The organism is Rhodoferax bucti (assembly GCF_005876985.1).
Taxonomy (GTDB): Bacteria; Pseudomonadota; Gammaproteobacteria; order Burkholderiales; family Burkholderiaceae_C; genus Allorhodoferax; species Allorhodoferax bucti.
Window position 1 is genome coordinate 1259965 of the sequence record NZ_VAHD01000001.1, and the last position, 15926, is coordinate 1275890.

The following is a 15926-nucleotide window of genomic DNA, read 5'->3' on the forward strand; positions in this document are numbered from 1 at the left end:
TCGATCCTTATGCCCGTCCGTGGGACACGCGGGACTGGCGGGCCAGCGAATCCACGATCACGGCCACCGCCAGCACGGCACCGGTGATCATGTACCGCAGGGAGGACGACAAATCCAACAGCGTGAGCCCGCTGGAGATGGACTGGATCACGATGATGCCCAGCAAGGCCGAGTAGGCGCTGCCCCGCCCGCCGAAGAGGCTGGTGCCGCCGATGACGGCTGCTGCAATCGCGTTCAGGTTCACATCCCCGGTGCCGGCCTGCTGGCTGGCCGACGCCAAGCGGGCCGAGGCCAGCACACCACCGAAAGCGGCCAACACCGCGCACAGCACGAAGGCGCTGGAGTACACCGCCCGCACATTGATACCGGCGCGGCGCGCGGCTTCGCGGTTGCCGCCTACAGCGTGAATCATGCGGCCCCACTGGGTGCGGGTGAGCAGGTAGTTCAGGCCCACCACCAGGCTGATGAAGATGCCGAACAGCCACGGAATGCCACGGTCTTGGTAGAAGTACAGCGCAATCACTTCCAGCACCACCGTCGGGGTCAGCGTGCGGAACAGCAGATGCCCCATGCTCTCACCCGACAAGCCGGCCGCACGGCGGCGGTCAGAGGTGCGCTTGCCGCTCACAAACATTACCAAGCCCGCTAGTGCGACCAGGCTGTACGCCAGCCACGCCGGCATGAACAGGCTTTGGCCCAGGTCCACCAGCGGCGAGCCGTAGGGCAGGTTGATGGAGCCGGTGCTGCCCAGGATGTAGAGCTGCGCGCCCAGAATGGCCAGCAAGCCCGCCAGGGTGGACACAAAGCTGGGCATGCCGAAGCGGTTGAACAGCTGGGCATACAACAGGCCGATGACGGCGCCGGTGGCCACGGCAGCCGCAATCGCCAGGCCTACCGGCCAACCCTGGTTGACCCAGAGCACGCCCACGATGGCAGAGGCAAAGCCGCTCACCGAGCCGACCGAGAGGTCGATCTCGCCCACCATGAGGATGCAGACGATACCCAGCGAAATGACGCCGATGGTCGAGGCATCAAACAGCATGTTGATGAGGTTGGTGCTGGAGAGAAAGATGGGGTTGATGCTCTGGAAGATGGTCCAGATGATGGCCAGCCCGACGATGACGGGCAGCGAGCCCAGGTCACCCGAGCGGACCTGGTCGATAAAGGTGCGAATGGCACCGGCAACGCCGGTTTCTACCTGGTAGCGTTCGTCGCTGCGGTCCAGCAAAGGGGCGGCCGCGGCGGGAGGAGTGTTAGCGCTTGTCATAGAGGGTTCTCACGCGGTCGGGGTGGAGGCGGTTTGGCGGCGGTTGGAGCGGCGGGATACGGAGTTGTCCGAGGCCCCGGTAATGGCACTGACCAGCTCCTGGTTGGAGGCATCGGGCAGGAAGACGCCGTTGTTCTTGCCCAGGCGCAGCACCACAATGCGGTCGGCTACGGCGCGCACGTCTTCCATGTTGTGGCTGATCATGACCACACCCAGGCCTTTGGCGCGCACCCGTTCAATCAGGTCCAGCACTTCGGCGGTCTGGGCCACGCCCAGGGCGGCGGTGGGCTCGTCCAGCAAAATGAGTTTGGGGGCAGATAGCAGGGAGCGGGCAATCGCCACCGTTTGGCGCTGGCCGCCGGAGAGCGATGCCACCGGAATGCGCACACTCGGAATGCGGGCCGACAACTCGTTGAGCAGTTGCCAGGACTTCACTTCCATGTCTACCTCGTTGAGCGCCAGGGGGCTCATTTCGCGGCCGAGGAAGATGTTGGCCACCACGTCCAGGTTCTCGCACAAGGCGAGGTCCTGGAACACGGTGGCAATACCCAGTTCCAGCGAGGCGCCGGGGTCGTCCAGTACGACCTCCTGGCCGCAGAAGGACATGGTGCCCGAGGTTGGCTGGTGCACACCGGACAAAATTTTGACCAGTGTGGACTTGCCGGCCCCGTTATCGCCAACCAAGGCAACGACCTCTCCTGCATGAACGTCCAGATCGATGTCGGTGAGCGCGGCCACCGCGCCGAAGCGCTTGGACACGCCTCGCAGACTCAGAACCGGCTCGCGCTTGGACTGTGCGGGAGCGGTTGTTGGCTTTGGTTGGTTTGTCATGGTGCGTACTTACTTGGTGATGCCCAGCTTCTTGCAGCCTTCGGCGTAGCGGTCTACGCAGAGTTCGGCGGCGGTCTGGATCGGCTTGCCGCTGACCATCTTGTCGATGATTTCGGCCTTCAGGTTCTCGGCAGTGACCACCGCTGGGGTGAACAGTTGCGAGGGGGTGTCATACAACATCATTTCGGCCTTGGGCGTTTCGCCGGCCAGCAGCTTCACGGCCACTTGGGCAGCCGCCGCCGCCACGATTTCGCTGGGCTTGGAGATGGTGTTGTACTGGTCGCCGGCAATGATGAGTTGCAGTGCGGCAATGGTGGCATCGTTGCCCGACACCGGAGGCACGGGGTTCACGCCAGCGGCCTTGAACGCAGCGATGGCGCCACCGCCGGTGCCGTCGTTGGCAGCGACCACGCCCACGATCTTTTTGCCGAAGCGGGAAATCTGGCCGGCAGCCCATTGCTGCGCCTTGGCGGGCACCCAATCAGGGGTGTCGTACTCGGCCAGGATTTTGTAGCCGCTGTTGTCCAGGCTGGAGTGGATGCCCTTCTTGATCAGGCCGGCAGCCGCGTCGGTGGGCGAGCCGTTGATCTGCAGCAGGCCGACGTCCTTGGGCGACACGCCCTTGGCCTTCAGGTGGGCCACCAGCGAGTCGGCAATCGCTTTGCCGATGCCTTCGTTGTTGAACGACACGTAAAAGTCTGCCTTGGCCGCAGGAATGGGGCGGTCATACGCAATCACCTTGATGCCTTTGGCCTGGGCGGCTTTCACCAGCGAGGCGGCGGCGGTGGAGTCCACTGGGTCCAGCACGATGGCCTTGGCACCTTGGGCAATGGCGGAGTTGAACTGCTGTTGCTGGCGGGAAGCGTCGCCATCGGCGTTTTGGTAAATCACTTCGCAAGCGGCGCAGAGCTTCTTCATCTCGGCCACGAAGCCGGGGCGGTCGTGCTGCTCATAGCGGGTGGACGATTGGTCGGGCATCAGGAACGCCACTTTGGCGGGGGTGATGGTTTGGGCGTACACCGAAGCGGCGCCCAGTACCAGGGATGTCAATGCGGCAGCGCGTGCCAATTTCCAGGAATGAACTTTCATGGTTGTCTCCAATATCGTGAGTTGTTAGTCGTATCAATGCAATAAACACAGGCAAGGCAAAAGCGGTCAGGGTCGGTGCGGGGTCTCCTCAGGTTAACGTGGTGGGTGCGCCACGCAAAGCGTGCATGGCGGGTTTCAGGGCCGGGTACAGGGCCACGTACTGCGCAAACAGTGCGTCGTAAGCGGCCTGTGCCTGGGGGTTAGGGGTGGTGCGCAATACCGGGGTGACCCAGCCTTGGCGCACCGCATCGGCGGTGATCAGCCCTGCGCCATAGGCGGCCAGCAGGGCGGCGCCCAGCGAGGCTTCCACCTCTTCTTGCAGGGTGTAGACGGGGCGGCCGGTGACGTCGGCAATGATCTGCATCCACAGGTCGGAATGGGCGGCACCGCCTACTACCACCAGGCGCTCGTCCAGCGCACCCACGCCCCGGATGCCGGCTTCGATGTTGTGGCGCAGCGCGTAAGTCACACCTTCGAGCACCGCGCGGTAGAGGTTGGCGCGGCCGTGGTGCAAGCCCAAGCCCACAAAGGCGCCGCTGGCCTTGGCATCCCACACGGGGCTGCGCTCGCCCATCAGGTAGGGCAAAAACAGCAGGCCGTCGCTGCCGGGGGGGAGCGGGGCTGCGTCGTGCTCCAGCAGGCTGTGCGGGTCCACGCCTTGGACTTTGGCGGCAGCAATTTCGGCCTGGCAAAAGGTCTCGCGGAACCAGGTGACCGAGGCACCGGCGGCAATGGCACCGCCGAACACATACAAATCCTGCGCGCCGTTGAACACATGCGGCATGCTGATGAGGCCGTGGCGGGCATCCACCCCGGGGCGGATGGTGCCCCAGCACATGCTGGTGCCGATCATGGCGACATGGTTGCCGGGCTGGGCGGCACCGGCGGCCAGAGTGGCCACGGCTGCATCCACGCCACCAGCCACCACAGGGGTGCCGGCCTCCAGGCCCAGGCGCTCGGCCCACGCGGGCAGCAAGGGGCCGACCACGCCGCTGGACTCCACCAAGCGGTCCGGCATCATGCGGCGGGGAATGCCCAGCATGGCCAAGGCCTCGTCAGACCAGGTGCGGGCCTTCACGTCATACACCCCGCCGATGTTGCCGGCCGAGCTGTGGTCCACCGCCACTTCGCCGGTCAGGCGGGCGTTCACGTAGCTGTTGGGCGGCAGGAACTTGTTGGTGGCGGCCCACACCGCGGGCTCATGCTCACGCAGCCACAGCATCTTGGTGTAGCCGTAGTAGCTGTCCACGCTGTTGCCGGTGATGTCATACAGGCGCTCCAGGTCCACGGTGCGCTGCACCCACTCCACCTCTGCGGTAGCGCGGCGGTCCATCCAGATCAGGCAGGGGTACAAGGCCTTGCCAGCGGTATCCACCGGAATGCCACTGCCACCGTACAAGCTGCTCACACATATCGATTTGATAGCACTCCGCGCAATACCGGCGGGCGCTAGCACGCCTTTGATGCATATTTCCACCGCATCCAGCCACACATCGGGCCACTGCTGGGCCCAGAGCGGCTTGGGCGTTTCCACCTGGTAGGCGTGGGAGTGCTGGGCCACGATGGCGCCGGTGGTGCTCACCAGCACCGCCTTGGTGCTTTGGGTGCCGATATCGACCCCGATGACGTAGGCTGCGGTGCTCATGCTCACAGGTCCACGCTCAGGGGCAGGATTACCAGGTCGCGAATGACCACATTGCGCGGGCGGGTCAGCATGAACATCACCGAGTCGGCCACTTCCTTGGGCTGCATCAGGCTGCCGTTGGCCAGGGCTTCGTCCATCTTGGCTTTAGGCCAGTCGTCCAGCAGGGCGGTGACCACCGGGCCGGGGGCCACGGCGCCGATGCGCAGGCCGTGGGGCGCAATCTGGCGGCGCACGGTGTGCACAAAAGCCTGCACGGCGAATTTGGAGGCGGTGTAGATCGGCTCCCACACCACAGGCACCATGCCGGCGATGGAGCTGGTGACGATGATGTCGCCCGTCTTGCGCTCTTTCATGTGCGGCAGCACCGCCTGGATGGAGCGGAAGCAGGCGTTGATATTGAGGTTGAGCATGCGGTCCCAGGCGTCGGGGTCGCCGGTGGCCACTTCACCGCCGATGTAGGCACCGGCGTTGGCGTGGAAGATGTCGAGCTGCCCGGCGCGCGCCAGGATGCTGGGCACCATGGTGGCGACGCTGGCACCGTCGAGCAGGTCAATGGTCAGCGGGATGGCGCGCTCACCCAACTCGGCGCACAGGGTGGCCAGGCGGTCTGTGGCGCGGTCTACCAAAAACACGGTGGCGCCGGCTGCCAGCATGGACTTGGCACATTCCAGGCCAATGCCCGATGCTGCGCCGGTGACAGCGGCGACTTTTCCGGTGAGGGGGAGCGAGGTGTTCATGTCGTTCTACAAGTGGTTAAACAAAATTCGGGCAAAGCCTTCCCCCGGGAAGGCGGCAAGCCTTCCAAAAAATCAGGGGCGGGCGGTGGGTGGGGGGCTTAGGCTGCGGCCTCGCAGTCCTCGTTCAGGCGGTAGTAGCGCCGGAAGCGCGAGGGCGGCATGTTCTTCTGGGTCAAAAACTGCCGGTTGAAGTTGGACACATTGTTGAACCCGCAGGCGTAGCAAATGTCGGTGACCGGCGTGTCGCTGGAGATCAGCATTTCGCAGGCCTTGTTGATGCGCAGACGGTTGAGGTACTGGATGAAGGGCACATCGGTATGCCGGCGGAAAAAACGCGAGAACGCGCTGGGCTCCATGCCGGCGTAGCGGGCCATGTCGGATTCGCTGAGCTGCTCGTCCAGGTGGTCCGCCAGATACGACAGCACCTGGTTGATGGTGGAGGACTGGTAGTCCTGCGTGTCGGGCCGGAAGCTGGGGCTGGCCAGCAGCGTGCTGTCCGAGGCAGTGGTCAAAATTTCCAGCAGGCTCAAAAACTTGTGCACGCGCTGAAAGCCTTTGACGTGCAGCAGGTCGCGCATCAAGGGCTCGGCCTTGGCAGAGGTAGCGGCGGAGAACAGGATGCCGCGTTGGGCGTCGGCCAGCAGGCGCTCAATCTGGCCCAGCTCGGGAAAGGCCTCCATGCCGCCCAGCATGCTTTTGTGGGAAAACTGCAGCACCACGCAGCGCTCGGGCACGGGCTAGTGGTCAGGCACTTCGCTGATCCAGTTGTGCGGCACGTTGGGGCCCACCATGTAGAGCTGGCCGGGAGCAAAGGTGCCGGTCTGGTCGCCCACATAAAAACGGCCGGAGGTGTGCGTCACCAGGTTGAGCTCGTACTCGGGGTGGAAATGCCAACGCACGGTCTCGTACGGGTACCCGTGCGTCCAGACCTTGAAGGACTCCTGTTCCTGAATACCCACCAGCTCGAGGTAAGGTGCCATGGCTTGTCTCCGTATCGTTGTGGCTCTTGGCGAATCAATGGCGCAAGCTTACGAACGGAGCCATGTGCGCACTACTGCGCAGCGGGCTATTTATTGATACTTTTTTTGCTTATAGGGTAAACACTGAGTTTGTATCAGTAGGGCACTCCGGCTTAGCGGATGCCGCGTATGTAGCGGTGTGCGTCGCTCTCCGTGGCGCCGATCAGCGAGTCCGATGCGCCGGGTGCCGCCCCCGAAAAAGGGGCCGGGCGGGAGTTGCCGCCCAGCACGCCCAGCAGCCGGTCGCGGTGGCTGGTGCGCGGGGGGGTGTGAGGCACCATGGCCAGCTCCAGCTTGGCCGCCCATTCGCCGAGGTCGGCATGGCCATCGTCTTGCGCGGCGGCCCGGGCAAAGCGGATGATTTCGGCTGCGTACTCGGTGTTGGCCGCCATCCACTCCGTGTCGGTCACGCGGCCGGTTTTGCGGCGCAGCAGCACGTGCAGGTGGGCGGCAATGGCCAGTTTTTCGCTGTTCAACATGGGGTCCTCCTTGGCCTCAAGCTAGCCGGCAATGTGCTCCCGGTGTTGCGATACATCCAGGCCCACCAGCTCCGCGTTATCGTCCACCCGCAGGCCCACGATCAGTTTGGTGACCCAGAGCAAGACAGCGCTCATGACACCGCTGTACACAATGACCACCACCGCGCCCAAGGCTTGTGTGGCCACGCTGCCATTCACCCCGGAAATTGTTTTGCTGGCGAAGTAGCCCGTCATCAGCGAGCCCACAATGCCCCCGATGCCGTGCACGCCGAATACGTCCAGCGAATCGTCGGCATTGAGCATGCGCTTGAGGCCGGTGGCACCCCAGTAACAGGCCAGGCCGGCGACCAGGCCGAAGACCAGCGCGGCACGCGGCGTCACAAAACCGGCGGCGGGCGTGATCGCCACCAAACCGGCGACCAGGCCGGAACACAAGCCCAGCAACGAGGGCCGCCCGCGCATCACCCACTCGCCCAGCATCCAGCTCATGGCCCCTGCGGCTGCGGCAATGTGCGTCACTGCCATGGCCAGCCCTGCGCGGCCATCCGAGGCCACTGCCGAGCCGGCGTTGAAGCCGAACCAGCCCACCCACAGCAAACCTGCGCCGGCCATGGTGAGGCCGAGGTTGAAGGGTTCAAACGGCTCTTTGCCATAGCCCCGGCGGGCGCCCAGCATGTAGGCGCATACCAGCCCGGAAATGCCGGCATTGATGTGCACCACCGCGCCACCCGCAAAGTCCAGTACGCCCATTTGCACCAGCCAGCCGCCGGGCTCCCACACCCAGTGGGCAATCGGGGCATACACCAGCACCGACCACATGCCGATGAACCACAGCATGGCCGAGAAGCGCATGCGCTCCACCAGCGCGCCCACAATCAACGCCCCGGTGATGATGAAGAAGGTCAGCTGAAACATGGCGTACACCGACTCAGGCACATTCGGCGCCACGTGGCTCACCGCCACCATGCCGGCTTCTTTCATGTAGTTCAGGCCGCTGAACCACATGCGCTCGGTGCCGCCCAGCCAAGGGCTGCCAGGTGTGAAGGCCAGCGAGTACCCCACCGCAAACCACAGCAAGCTGAGCAGGCCGGCAATCGCCACCACGCTGGCCATGGTGTTGATCACGCTCTTTTTGCGCACCATGCCGCCGTAAAACAAGGCAATACCGGGCAGCGTCATCAGCAAGACCAGTGCGGTGCTGGTCATCATCCAGGCGGTATCGGCCGCGTTCAGCGTGCTTTGCGCTACCAGCCCGGGTTTGGACAAAGGCGTTGTTTGCGCGTAGGACGCCAGAGCGCAAACCCAGATACACAAGCCCAAGCAAGGGGCCAACCACTTCGTTCCGAATCGGTGCATTGTTTTCCTCTGTGCGGTCCAACAGAGGCTTCAAAGCACGAGCCGTGCCAGTCAGCGCGGGGCTGCGCCCAGGTCGCTCAGGAGTAGGTCACCCAGTCGGCGTAGGCCGCGTCGTCCAGATGCGGCAGGGTGTTGTAGGTCACCAGCATGTGCCGCTTGGGGGTGTAGGCCAGCTCGGTCACTGAGCTGTTGCGGATGCGCAGGTTCAGCTCGATGGTGGTCTCCGGCGTGGTGCCCAGCACATGGCCCACGGCGGTCGAGATGGGCCCGCCGCTGCTCACGATGAGCACATTGCCGGTATGCGACTTGCGCACATGGTCCAGCGCACTGGTGACGCCGTGCACAAAGTCGTCGTAGCTCGGCATGCCTTGCGGGCTGAGTACCCCGTTCATCCACTGCGTAAGCCCGTCGCGCAGCAGGCGGAAGTGATGGCGGTACATCTCGGGCGTGTCAGGCTTGGCCAGCGGCCCGGGGTGGATGGCTTTGATCACCGCCTCGCTGTCGTACTCGTTCAGGCCCGGCCATTCGAGTGCCTGGTGGGTCAGGCCCGCGCCTTGGGCGATGCCTGCCCAGGTTTGGGCATGGCGCTTGAGCGTGCCAGTGATCACCGCCTCAAACTGCAGCCCCTTGCCCGCCCAATATTCCCCCAGCCGCACGCTCTGCCGGTGGCCGAGCTCGCTCAGCTGGTCGTAATCGGCCGCCCCAAAAGAGGCTTGCCCGTGGCGGACGAGGTAGAGATTTCCCATGCACAGAATTTAAGCTGAAACGGCACTGAGCCCATGTGAAATGCGCGACAGTAGCTATGCTTTTAATAGCAATTTCAGTGAAATCCCAAACGCTTCACGCCAGACAGCACCTGCACCACCGCCGCCGTAGCGCTGGAGAACGGGGTTCCGGGCGCGAGTGCGTCTTCTGCATCGGCCAAGCGTTTTTCATTGATCAGGGTGCCCACCTGTCCGGCTATCCGGTGGAAATGGGCATGGCGCTGAATCAGTTCCGTGAAGGAAGCGCGGTTGCCCAAGCGCTGTCCGTCACCGTAAATCCACTTGCCCAGTGCGCAGCAGTCATCGCGTGACAGGGTGCCTACATCCACCGGGGCGCCGCTCTCGATGGCGTCGCGGAGTTTGACCTTCCACTGCCGGTGCGCGTCGATGATGGTGTCTACATCGATACCTTCGACCGCAGCCGCCGGCCGGTGCCCGGGCAGGCGGAACTCATCCACCTGCGCAGCCATCCGCACGGCCACGGTGCGCTGCGAGCTTGCAACGGCGGCGGTTTGTTCCACCAGCGCTGCATTGCTTTGGGTATTCCGGTCCAGCTCTTGCACGGCCTGCCCCACCTGGGCAATGCCCAGACTCTGTTCCCGGGCACCGTTGGCCACATCATCCAGCAGCTTGCGCACATGCTCTGTGCTGGAAACGATGTCTTTCATGGTCTCTTCGGCATTGCGCACTACGGTGGCGCCCGCCTCGATCTCTTCGGAGCTACCCAGGATCAGCGTTTTGATTTCCTTGGCGGCACCAGCACTGCGGCCCGCCAGGGCACGTACCTCTGTGGCTACCACCGCAAAGCCGCGCCCCTGCTCGCCGGCCCGCGCGGCTTCCACGGCTGCATTCAGCGCCAGGATATTGGTTTGGAAGGCGATGCCATCGATCACGCCGATGATGTCACTGATCTTTTGGGAGGACACCTGGATGCGCTCCATGGTGCGGGCTACCTCGTGCATGGTGCGCCCGCCGTGTTCTGCGGTGTCTGCATTGCGTGCGGCGATCTCCGAGGCTTTTTGGACAGACTCCGCGGTCATTTGTACGGTGGATGTCGTCTGCTCCAGGGCCGCAGATGATTGCTCCAGCGCTGCCGCCGCAGACTCGGTGCGTGTCGCCAAGTCTTGAGTGCCTTGTGCAATCTCAAAGCTGGATTGCACCACGGTGTCGCTGGCATGGTGCACCTGTGAGATGGTTTCTGCCAGCGCGAGCTGGACGTTGCGCAGCTCTTTGAGCAAGCCGGCCACCTCGTCGCGCCCCTTGGTCTCTATCGGGGTGCGCAAATCTCCCATGGAGAGGCTGATGAGGTGGCGACGCAATGCCTTGAACCCCCCGCGCAAGGACTTTTGAAACCCCATGAACAAAAACAGGGCTACACCCAAGCCCCCCAGGGTAATCACCAAGGTAATCCAGATGGTGTGGGTCAAACCGGCTTGCCGCTGCGCCAGCAAAAGATCCAGTACCTCCAGGTTTTTGCCTACCTGGGTGAACTGGATCTGCAGGGTCTCCTGGGCGCTGCGATTCCAGGCCGCCGGATCCCCGGAGACGTTCTGGCTGCCTGGAGGGAACTGGCTTTGCACCAGGTGCAAAAACGTATCGCTGGCTGCGGGTGCGTTGCTGAGCATGCGCTCGGCGGCCACGGCAGATGCTTGTTTCACTTTGGCGAGCGCGTCCTTGCCGCCATGGAGTTCGTGCAGCGTGGTGGCCGCAAAAGCGTTGATGCGTGCGGCAGTTTCCGGCGACATTTGCCCGGTTTTCAGTGCTGCGTACCCCAAGCCACGCAGGGACATGGTGCCTTCGATGACCACCGGGCCATGCATGAGGGCGGCGCTCATCAGGTAGTACGAGGCGAGATCCGGATCCAGCGCCAAACCGGAGTTGTCCGTGATGGTGGCCAAAAGTGCAAACAGGGACAACGGCACCTGCGCCAGGGTGTCCGGGCTGGTGGTTCCGGCGGATGCTGCTTGCAATGCGGACGTGACCTGGCCCAAGGCGCCATCACTTTGCAGCAGCGTCCCGAGCTCTGCGTGCACCGCTACCAGCTTCTGCTGGGCGTCCTGCAGTGCCTGTCTTGCAGTTGCAACGTCCGCGCTGTCGCCCAAGGCTGCGCTGAGGGCTTGGTGCTGCCAGCTGCTGGCTTTGTCCAATACGGCGTAGGTGGCCTGCGCATAGCGTACGCCTTGGCGTTCGCGCTCCACAAAACGGAGCTGCTCCATTTGCAAGCTCACATAAGAAAACATCAGCCACCCAAGCGGGAGCAGGAAGGCGGTGGAGATCAACGCCATTTTTGAACTGAACCGCAACTGGTGCATCAGCCGTGCGGCCGGTTTCCAAATAGACGACTCGATCACCAACGTACTGATTTTTTTCATGTGGAAGACCCAATAGATGTGGGTATTCACGGCAGTGAATACCTGACTACGTGAATTTAACTGATTTGACCCGAGGCAATCCCAAGAGATGCATTGGGTTTCAGTAATTGACGAAACGTACGTCATTCCGTACCATTTTGAAAAAAGGACAACCTATGCACGCACTCACCGCCAGCGAAGCCCGCGCCAATTTGTACCGCTTGATGGACGAAACCGCGCAGTCGCACGAGCCCGTCATGATTTCCGGCAAGCGCAACAGTGCGGTGTTGGTGTCCGCCGAAGACTGGAGCGCGATCCAGGAAACTCTGTATTTGCTGGCCGTGCCCGGCATGCGCGAGTCCATCAAGGAGGGCATGGCCGAGCCCTTGGCGGAGAGCGCGAAAGCCTTGGCGTGGTGAGCTGGGAGCTGGTCTTCGCCAAGCAGGCGCTCAGAGATGCGCAAAAGCTGGCGGCTGGAGGACTCAAACCCAAAGCCCAAGAGCTGTTGGCGGTACTTGCTGCGGACCCTTTTCAAAAGCCGCCCCCGTTTGAAAAGTTGGTGGGCGATTTGGCCGGCGCGTATTCACGCCGCATCAACATCCAGCACCGGCTGGTGTACGAGGTTTTTCCCGAAGAACGCATCGTGCGGGTACTGCGGATGTGGACGCACTATGAGTAGTCAAGAGCGGCATGTATCTCTGGACATTGTGGCGAAAGCTGCTGCGCTACATGACGAGGCGCAACTGCTGCTTCGGTTGTTGCGCCACGGCAATGACGAAATTGAACGAGGTGAATTCAGCGATGCGGAGGGTGTTTTTGCCCGCTTGGACGGCGCTAGCCTTGAATAGGCGTCAACCTCGCAGCACCTCTGCAAACACCGCCGAGTCCACATTCCCCCCGCACAGCGTGATCCCCACCGTCTGCCCTTGCAGGCTGGTGCGTTCCTGCATTGCCGCCGCAAAACTTGCGGCGCCGGCGCCTTCCGCGACGTTATGGGTGCAGGCGAAGAGGTCGCGCATGGCTTGGGCGACTTCGGTGTCGGTCACCTGCACGATGTGGTCGATCTCACCCAGCAGGATGTGCAGCGCTTCGGGGTCGGCCACGCGGCAGGCCATACCGTCGGCGAGCTGGGTGGTGACCGGCGCCTCCACCACCTTGCCGGCTTTCAGCGAGTCGGCGTACGTGGTTGCGTGGGCGCTCACCACGCCGACGATGCGTGTCTTGTGCTGAAGTGCCCGCTTGGCGGCCACAGCACTGCAGGCGCCGGAGCCCTGGCCGATGGGCACGTAGATGACAGCGATGTCGGGCGCGGCTTTCAGTAACTCCCACCAGTAGGTGGCCACACCGCGCAGCAAGTCGGGGTGAAAGCTGGGCACCATGTGGGCGCCGCGCTCCCGGGCCCACTGCATGGCGAATTCGCGGCTCTCTTGAAAGTCGGTACCGTGCTCGATGAGCGTGACACCCAGCGCCCGCATGGCCGCGTTTTTTTCCACCGAATTGCCGTGTGGGACCACGATGGTGCAGGGCACGCCGTGGGCGCGGGCGGCCCAGCCGATGCTCTGGCCATGGTTGCCCCGCGTGGCGCTGATGACCTCGGTGGGCAGCGTGCCGCGCCGGGCGAGCTGGTCAAAGTAGGTCAGGCCGCCGCGTATTTTGAAGGCGCCCACCGGTGCGTGGTTTTCGTGTTTGACCCAGCAAGTGGTGCCCAACAGGGCGTTGAGCTGGCCCCAGCAGTACTGCGGCGTGGGGCCGAACTCGCGGTACACCACCTGGGCGGCGGCTTCGATGTCGTGCAGGGTGGGGAGCAGTGCGTTCATAGAAAAACCTTTCCGTCAATGCAGGTCACCGAGTGGCCGCCTACCCACACCTGGCCGGCCGCGTCTTGCGTAATGAATACCCGCCCTGCGCGGCCTATGCAGGTGCCTTGGGCGGCCACGTAGCGGGCGGGCGTGATGCCGTCGGCAATCAGCCACTGGGCGAGGCTGGCGTTGAAGCTGCCAGTGACCGGGTCCTCCAGCACGCCGATGTCGGGCGCGAAAAAGCGCACTTCCACCGTGGGGGTGTCGTCGTCTGTCTCCGCGGTGGCGGGCTCGCGGCCGCCGAAAGCACGGGCTTCGCGGTTGCTGCGCACTATCAAATCAGGAGCGGGTGGGGCTTGGTCCATGCCGGCTACACCCACACCAGGCACCAAACCCTGGAGCAGGGCGGCATCCGGCTGCAGGCTGAGCACGGTGTCCATGCTGTCGAGCAACAAGCCCAGCCAGGTGGGGCCGTTGTTGAGCCATTGGGCTGCCACGATCTGCCCGGGTTGCAGGCCCAGCGCGGCGGCCACGCGGGCCAGCAAGGCGTCGTCCGGTGTGCTGCGTTGCAGGCTGGGGGCGGCAAAGGCCAGGCGTGCGCCCTCGCGCCGCAGGGGCACGAGGCCCTTGGCGCATTCCTGCACGATGCGGTCCGGGGCTTGGGGCTGGCCGCCTGCCTGCAGCCAGGCGTGGCAGCTGCCCAGGGTGGGGTGGCCGGCAAACGGCAGCTCGCTGCCGGGGGTGAAGATGCGCACCCGGTAGTCCGCACCCTGCGCCGCCGCTTGGGGGCTGGGGGGCAGCAAAAAGGTGGTCTCGCTGAGGTTGGTCCAGCGGGCAAAGGCCTGCATGGCCTCGGTGCTCAGGCCGGTGCCATCGAGCACCACGGCCAGCGGGTTGCCGAGGTAGGGCTGGTCGGTGAACACGTCCACCTGGCTGTAGGGGCGTTCTTGCATGGGGCCTCCCGGAGAAAAAGAGTCAGAGCAGGGCGGTGCCGCGCAGGCAGGTCACCGAGTCGCCTCCCACCCAGACCTGGCCGCGCGCGTCCTGCCGGATGTGGATGCGGCCTTCGCGCTGGATACAGGTGCCCTGGCTCACGGTGTACTGCGCAGGCATGTAGCCATCGGCAATCAGCCACTGGGCGAGGCTGGCGTTCAGGCTGCCGGTGACCGGGTCTTCGTTGATGCCGTTGAGCGCGGCAAAGGCGCGTACTTCGAGGTGGTTTGCTATCGAATCAGGAGCTGCTGGCGCACTGTCCATGGCGGCTACGCCCACTTTGACGCCCAAGTGCTTGAGCGCGGGGTGGTCGGGCTGCAGTTGCAGCACGGTCTGGCGGTCGTCCACCAGCACGCCCAGCCAGTCGGTGCCGTTGCTCAGGTGCTGGGCGGAGATGACTTGCTTGGCGGTCAGCCCCAGCGCATGGGCGACCTGGGCCAGCAAGGCCGGGCTGGGGTTTTTGCGGGTGAAGTCTGGCGCAGCAAAGGCCAGGCGGGTGCCGTCGCGGCAAATTTGCACCAAGCCCTTGGCGCACTCCTGCACGATGCGGTCAGGGGCTTGGGACGTGCCACCGGCCTCCAGCCAGGCGTGGCAGCTGCCCAGCGTGGGGTGGCCGGCAAAGGGCAGTTCACCGCCGGGGGTGAAGATGCGCACCCGGTAGTCGGCACCTCGCGCCGCCGCTTCGGGGCTGGGGGGCAGCAAAAAGGTGGTTTCACTCAGGTTGGTCCATCGTGCAAAGCCTTGCATGTCTGCCTCGTTCAGCCCGGCGCCGTCGAGCACGACGGCCAGCGGGTTGCCCAGGTACGGTTGGGCGGTGAACACATCCACTTGGGAGTAGGGGCGTTGCTGGGGCACGAGAAACCTTTCTGTGTGAAACGGTTGAAACCTATGAAAGAGGAAGATCCAAAACACCACGTGTGGCCGGCCGGGCCAGGATGGCGGCAAACCAGCGCTCCAGGTGCGGCCAGTCCGGGCGCGGCTGGGGCAGGCCAAACCAGCGGTGCACATCGCAGGCCACAGGAATGTCGGCCATGCTGAAATGCTCGCCGCACACCCAGGGGCGGTCGGCCAGGTGGGCGTTGAGCTGGGCCAGGGCCGGCTCGGTGGCGGCGGTGGAGCGGGCAATCACCGCCGGGTCGCGCTTGTCTGCAGGCGTGCGAAACCACTGCACAAAGGCGCCGCCGCTTTCGCGGTTCAGGGTGGTTTGCTGCCAGTCCATCCAGCGCTCGGCGTCGAAACGCTGCGCCAGGTCCTGGGGGTAGAGATGTGCGTTGCCCGCCGCCGCGCCGGGCCGCCCCAAGCCAGGCGACGCCCCCTCGGGGGGCAGCGAGGACACGCTAGTGCCGAGCGTGGGGGCTCCATACTTTGCACAGAGGTAGCGCACGATGGCGTTGCTCTCCCAGAGCGTGAAGTCGCCATCCTGCAGCGTGGGCACCAGCGCATTGGGGTTCATGGCGAGGTACTCGGGGGTTTTGACCACCCCGAAGGCCAGACCCGCATCGCTGCGGGTGAAGGCGACGCCGGTTTCCTGCGCGGCCCACACCACCTTGCGAACGTTCAGCGAACTCAGACGGCCCCAGATGTGCAGTGCCATGG

General features: G+C 64.2%; 18 protein-coding genes. 3 read left to right on the forward strand and 15 right to left on the reverse strand.

The features are described from left to right. Nucleotides 1-7: 7 nt before the first annotated feature. The 11 genes from FDM28_RS06050 to FDM28_RS06100 all read right to left on the reverse strand — a co-directional run bounded on the left by FDM28_RS06050 (nt 8) and on the right by FDM28_RS06100 (nt 11589). On the reverse strand, nt 8-1267 hold the full coding sequence (locus FDM28_RS06050) for a sugar ABC transporter permease (RefSeq protein WP_138513981.1): 1260 nt from the start codon (nt 1265-1267) through the stop codon (nt 8-10). A gap of 9 nt (nt 1268-1276) precedes the next feature. Next, on the reverse strand, nt 1277-2098 hold the full coding sequence (locus FDM28_RS06055) for an ATP-binding cassette domain-containing protein (protein WP_138513983.1): 822 nt from the start codon (nt 2096-2098) through the stop codon (nt 1277-1279). 9 nt (nt 2099-2107) lie between these two features. Then, nucleotides 2108-3187: an ABC transporter substrate-binding protein gene (locus tag FDM28_RS06060; RefSeq protein WP_138513985.1), complete on the reverse strand. Its 1080-nt coding sequence runs from the start codon at nt 3185-3187 to the stop codon at nt 2108-2110. An 88-nt stretch (nt 3188-3275) separates the two neighbouring features. Further along, nucleotides 3276-4832, reverse strand: a complete 1557-nt coding sequence (locus FDM28_RS06065) for an FGGY-family carbohydrate kinase (RefSeq protein ID WP_138513987.1) — start codon at nt 4830-4832, stop codon at nt 3276-3278. 2 nt (nt 4833-4834) lie between these two features. Then, nucleotides 4835-5569 carry an SDR family oxidoreductase gene (locus tag FDM28_RS06070; RefSeq protein ID WP_138513989.1) on the reverse strand — a complete coding sequence of 245 codons (735 nt, stop codon included), beginning with the start codon at nt 5567-5569 and terminating at the stop codon, nt 4835-4837. A 98-nt stretch (nt 5570-5667) separates the two neighbouring features. Next, nucleotides 5668-6303 (reverse strand): helix-turn-helix domain-containing protein, encoded by a 636-nt coding sequence (locus FDM28_RS06075; protein WP_138513991.1) that lies wholly within the window; start codon nt 6301-6303, stop codon nt 5668-5670. 3 nt (nt 6304-6306) lie between these two features. Next, nucleotides 6307-6549: an AraC family ligand binding domain-containing protein gene (locus FDM28_RS06080; RefSeq protein WP_138513993.1), complete on the reverse strand. Its 243-nt coding sequence runs from the start codon at nt 6547-6549 to the stop codon at nt 6307-6309. Between the two features lie 152 nt (nt 6550-6701). Continuing rightward, a complete protein-coding gene (locus FDM28_RS06085; protein WP_138513996.1) occupies nt 6702-7067 on the reverse strand; it encodes a hypothetical protein in 366 nt (121 codons plus the stop codon). A 21-nt stretch (nt 7068-7088) separates the two neighbouring features. Next, nucleotides 7089-8423 (reverse strand): ammonium transporter, encoded by a 1335-nt coding sequence (locus FDM28_RS06090; protein ID WP_138513998.1) that lies wholly within the window; start codon nt 8421-8423, stop codon nt 7089-7091. Nucleotides 8424-8500: 77 nt separating this feature from the next. Continuing rightward, nucleotides 8501-9169, reverse strand: coding sequence for a histidine phosphatase family protein (locus FDM28_RS06095; RefSeq protein WP_138514000.1), 669 nt, complete (start codon nt 9167-9169; stop codon nt 8501-8503). A 74-nt stretch (nt 9170-9243) separates the two neighbouring features. Next, nucleotides 9244-11589: a methyl-accepting chemotaxis protein gene (locus tag FDM28_RS06100; protein ID WP_170211616.1), complete on the reverse strand. Its 2346-nt coding sequence runs from the start codon at nt 11587-11589 to the stop codon at nt 9244-9246. A gap of 125 nt (nt 11590-11714) precedes the next feature. On the opposite strand from FDM28_RS06100, the gene FDM28_RS06105 reads away from it, so the two are divergent. Genes FDM28_RS06105 through FDM28_RS17625 form a run of 3 tightly spaced genes read left to right on the forward strand, consistent with a single transcriptional unit; the run spans nt 11715 to nt 12386 of the window. Beyond that, nucleotides 11715-11957 (forward strand): type II toxin-antitoxin system Phd/YefM family antitoxin, encoded by a 243-nt coding sequence (locus FDM28_RS06105; protein ID WP_138514004.1) that lies wholly within the window; start codon nt 11715-11717, stop codon nt 11955-11957. Beyond that, on the forward strand, nt 11954-12217 hold the full coding sequence (locus FDM28_RS06110) for a Txe/YoeB family addiction module toxin (protein WP_138514006.1): 264 nt from the start codon (nt 11954-11956) through the stop codon (nt 12215-12217). Before FDM28_RS06105 ends, FDM28_RS06110 begins: the two co-directional genes overlap by 4 nt. After that, a complete protein-coding gene (locus FDM28_RS17625) occupies nt 12210-12386 on the forward strand; it encodes a hypothetical protein (RefSeq protein WP_170211617.1) in 177 nt (58 codons plus the stop codon). The genes FDM28_RS06110 and FDM28_RS17625 overlap by 8 nt, the downstream gene beginning before the upstream one ends. A 3-nt stretch (nt 12387-12389) precedes the next feature. Here FDM28_RS17625 and FDM28_RS06115 read toward each other — a convergent pair whose 3' ends face one another. From FDM28_RS06115 to FDM28_RS06130, 4 genes are read right to left on the reverse strand one after another with little or no spacing between them, the layout of a single operon-like run. After that, on the reverse strand, nt 12390-13355 hold the full coding sequence (locus FDM28_RS06115) for a threonine dehydratase (protein WP_138514009.1): 966 nt from the start codon (nt 13353-13355) through the stop codon (nt 12390-12392). Next, nucleotides 13352-14290, reverse strand: coding sequence for a PhzF family phenazine biosynthesis protein (locus tag FDM28_RS06120; protein ID WP_138514011.1), 939 nt, complete (start codon nt 14288-14290; stop codon nt 13352-13354). Before FDM28_RS06120 ends, FDM28_RS06115 begins: the two co-directional genes overlap by 4 nt. Nucleotides 14291-14312: 22 nt before the next feature. Next, nucleotides 14313-15185, reverse strand: a complete 873-nt coding sequence (locus FDM28_RS06125; RefSeq protein WP_170211541.1) for a PhzF family phenazine biosynthesis protein — start codon at nt 15183-15185, stop codon at nt 14313-14315. A 31-nt stretch (nt 15186-15216) separates the two neighbouring features. Beyond that, nucleotides 15217-15924, reverse strand: a complete 708-nt coding sequence (locus FDM28_RS06130) for a glutathione S-transferase family protein (protein ID WP_138514015.1) — start codon at nt 15922-15924, stop codon at nt 15217-15219. Nucleotides 15925-15926: the final 2 nt, after the last annotated feature.

Excerpts from the sequence above, each read along its gene's own strand:
- FDM28_RS06065 (WP_138513987.1), bottom strand. The coding sequence starts at position 4,832 with ATGAGCACCGCAGCCTACGTCATCGGGGTCGATATCGGCACCCAAAGC.
- FDM28_RS06130 (WP_138514015.1), bottom strand. The coding sequence starts at position 15,924 with ATGGCACTGCACATCTGGGGCCGTCTGAGTTCGCTGAACGTTCGCAAG.
- FDM28_RS06050 (WP_138513981.1), bottom strand. The coding sequence starts at position 1,267 with ATGACAAGCGCTAACACTCCTCCCGCCGCGGCCGCCCCTTTGCTGGAC.
- FDM28_RS06070 (WP_138513989.1), bottom strand. The coding sequence starts at position 5,569 with ATGAACACCTCGCTCCCCCTCACCGGAAAAGTCGCCGCTGTCACCGGC.
- FDM28_RS06105 (WP_138514004.1), top strand. The coding sequence starts at position 11,715 with ATGCACGCACTCACCGCCAGCGAAGCCCGCGCCAATTTGTACCGCTTG.
- FDM28_RS06095 (WP_138514000.1), bottom strand. The coding sequence starts at position 9,169 with ATGGGAAATCTCTACCTCGTCCGCCACGGGCAAGCCTCTTTTGGGGCG.
- FDM28_RS17625 (WP_170211617.1), top strand. The coding sequence starts at position 12,210 with ATGAGTAGTCAAGAGCGGCATGTATCTCTGGACATTGTGGCGAAAGCT.
- FDM28_RS06060 (WP_138513985.1), bottom strand. The coding sequence starts at position 3,187 with ATGAAAGTTCATTCCTGGAAATTGGCACGCGCTGCCGCATTGACATCC.
- FDM28_RS06120 (WP_138514011.1), bottom strand. The coding sequence starts at position 14,290 with ATGCAAGAACGCCCCTACAGCCAGGTGGACGTGTTCACCGACCAGCCC.
- FDM28_RS06115 (WP_138514009.1), bottom strand. The coding sequence starts at position 13,355 with ATGAACGCACTGCTCCCCACCCTGCACGACATCGAAGCCGCCGCCCAG.
- FDM28_RS06085 (WP_138513996.1), bottom strand. The coding sequence starts at position 7,067 with ATGTTGAACAGCGAAAAACTGGCCATTGCCGCCCACCTGCACGTGCTG.
- FDM28_RS06080 (WP_138513993.1), bottom strand. The coding sequence starts at position 6,549 with ATGGCACCTTACCTCGAGCTGGTGGGTATTCAGGAACAGGAGTCCTTC.
- FDM28_RS06090 (WP_138513998.1), bottom strand. The coding sequence starts at position 8,423 with ATGCACCGATTCGGAACGAAGTGGTTGGCCCCTTGCTTGGGCTTGTGT.
- FDM28_RS06055 (WP_138513983.1), bottom strand. The coding sequence starts at position 2,098 with ATGACAAACCAACCAAAGCCAACAACCGCTCCCGCACAGTCCAAGCGC.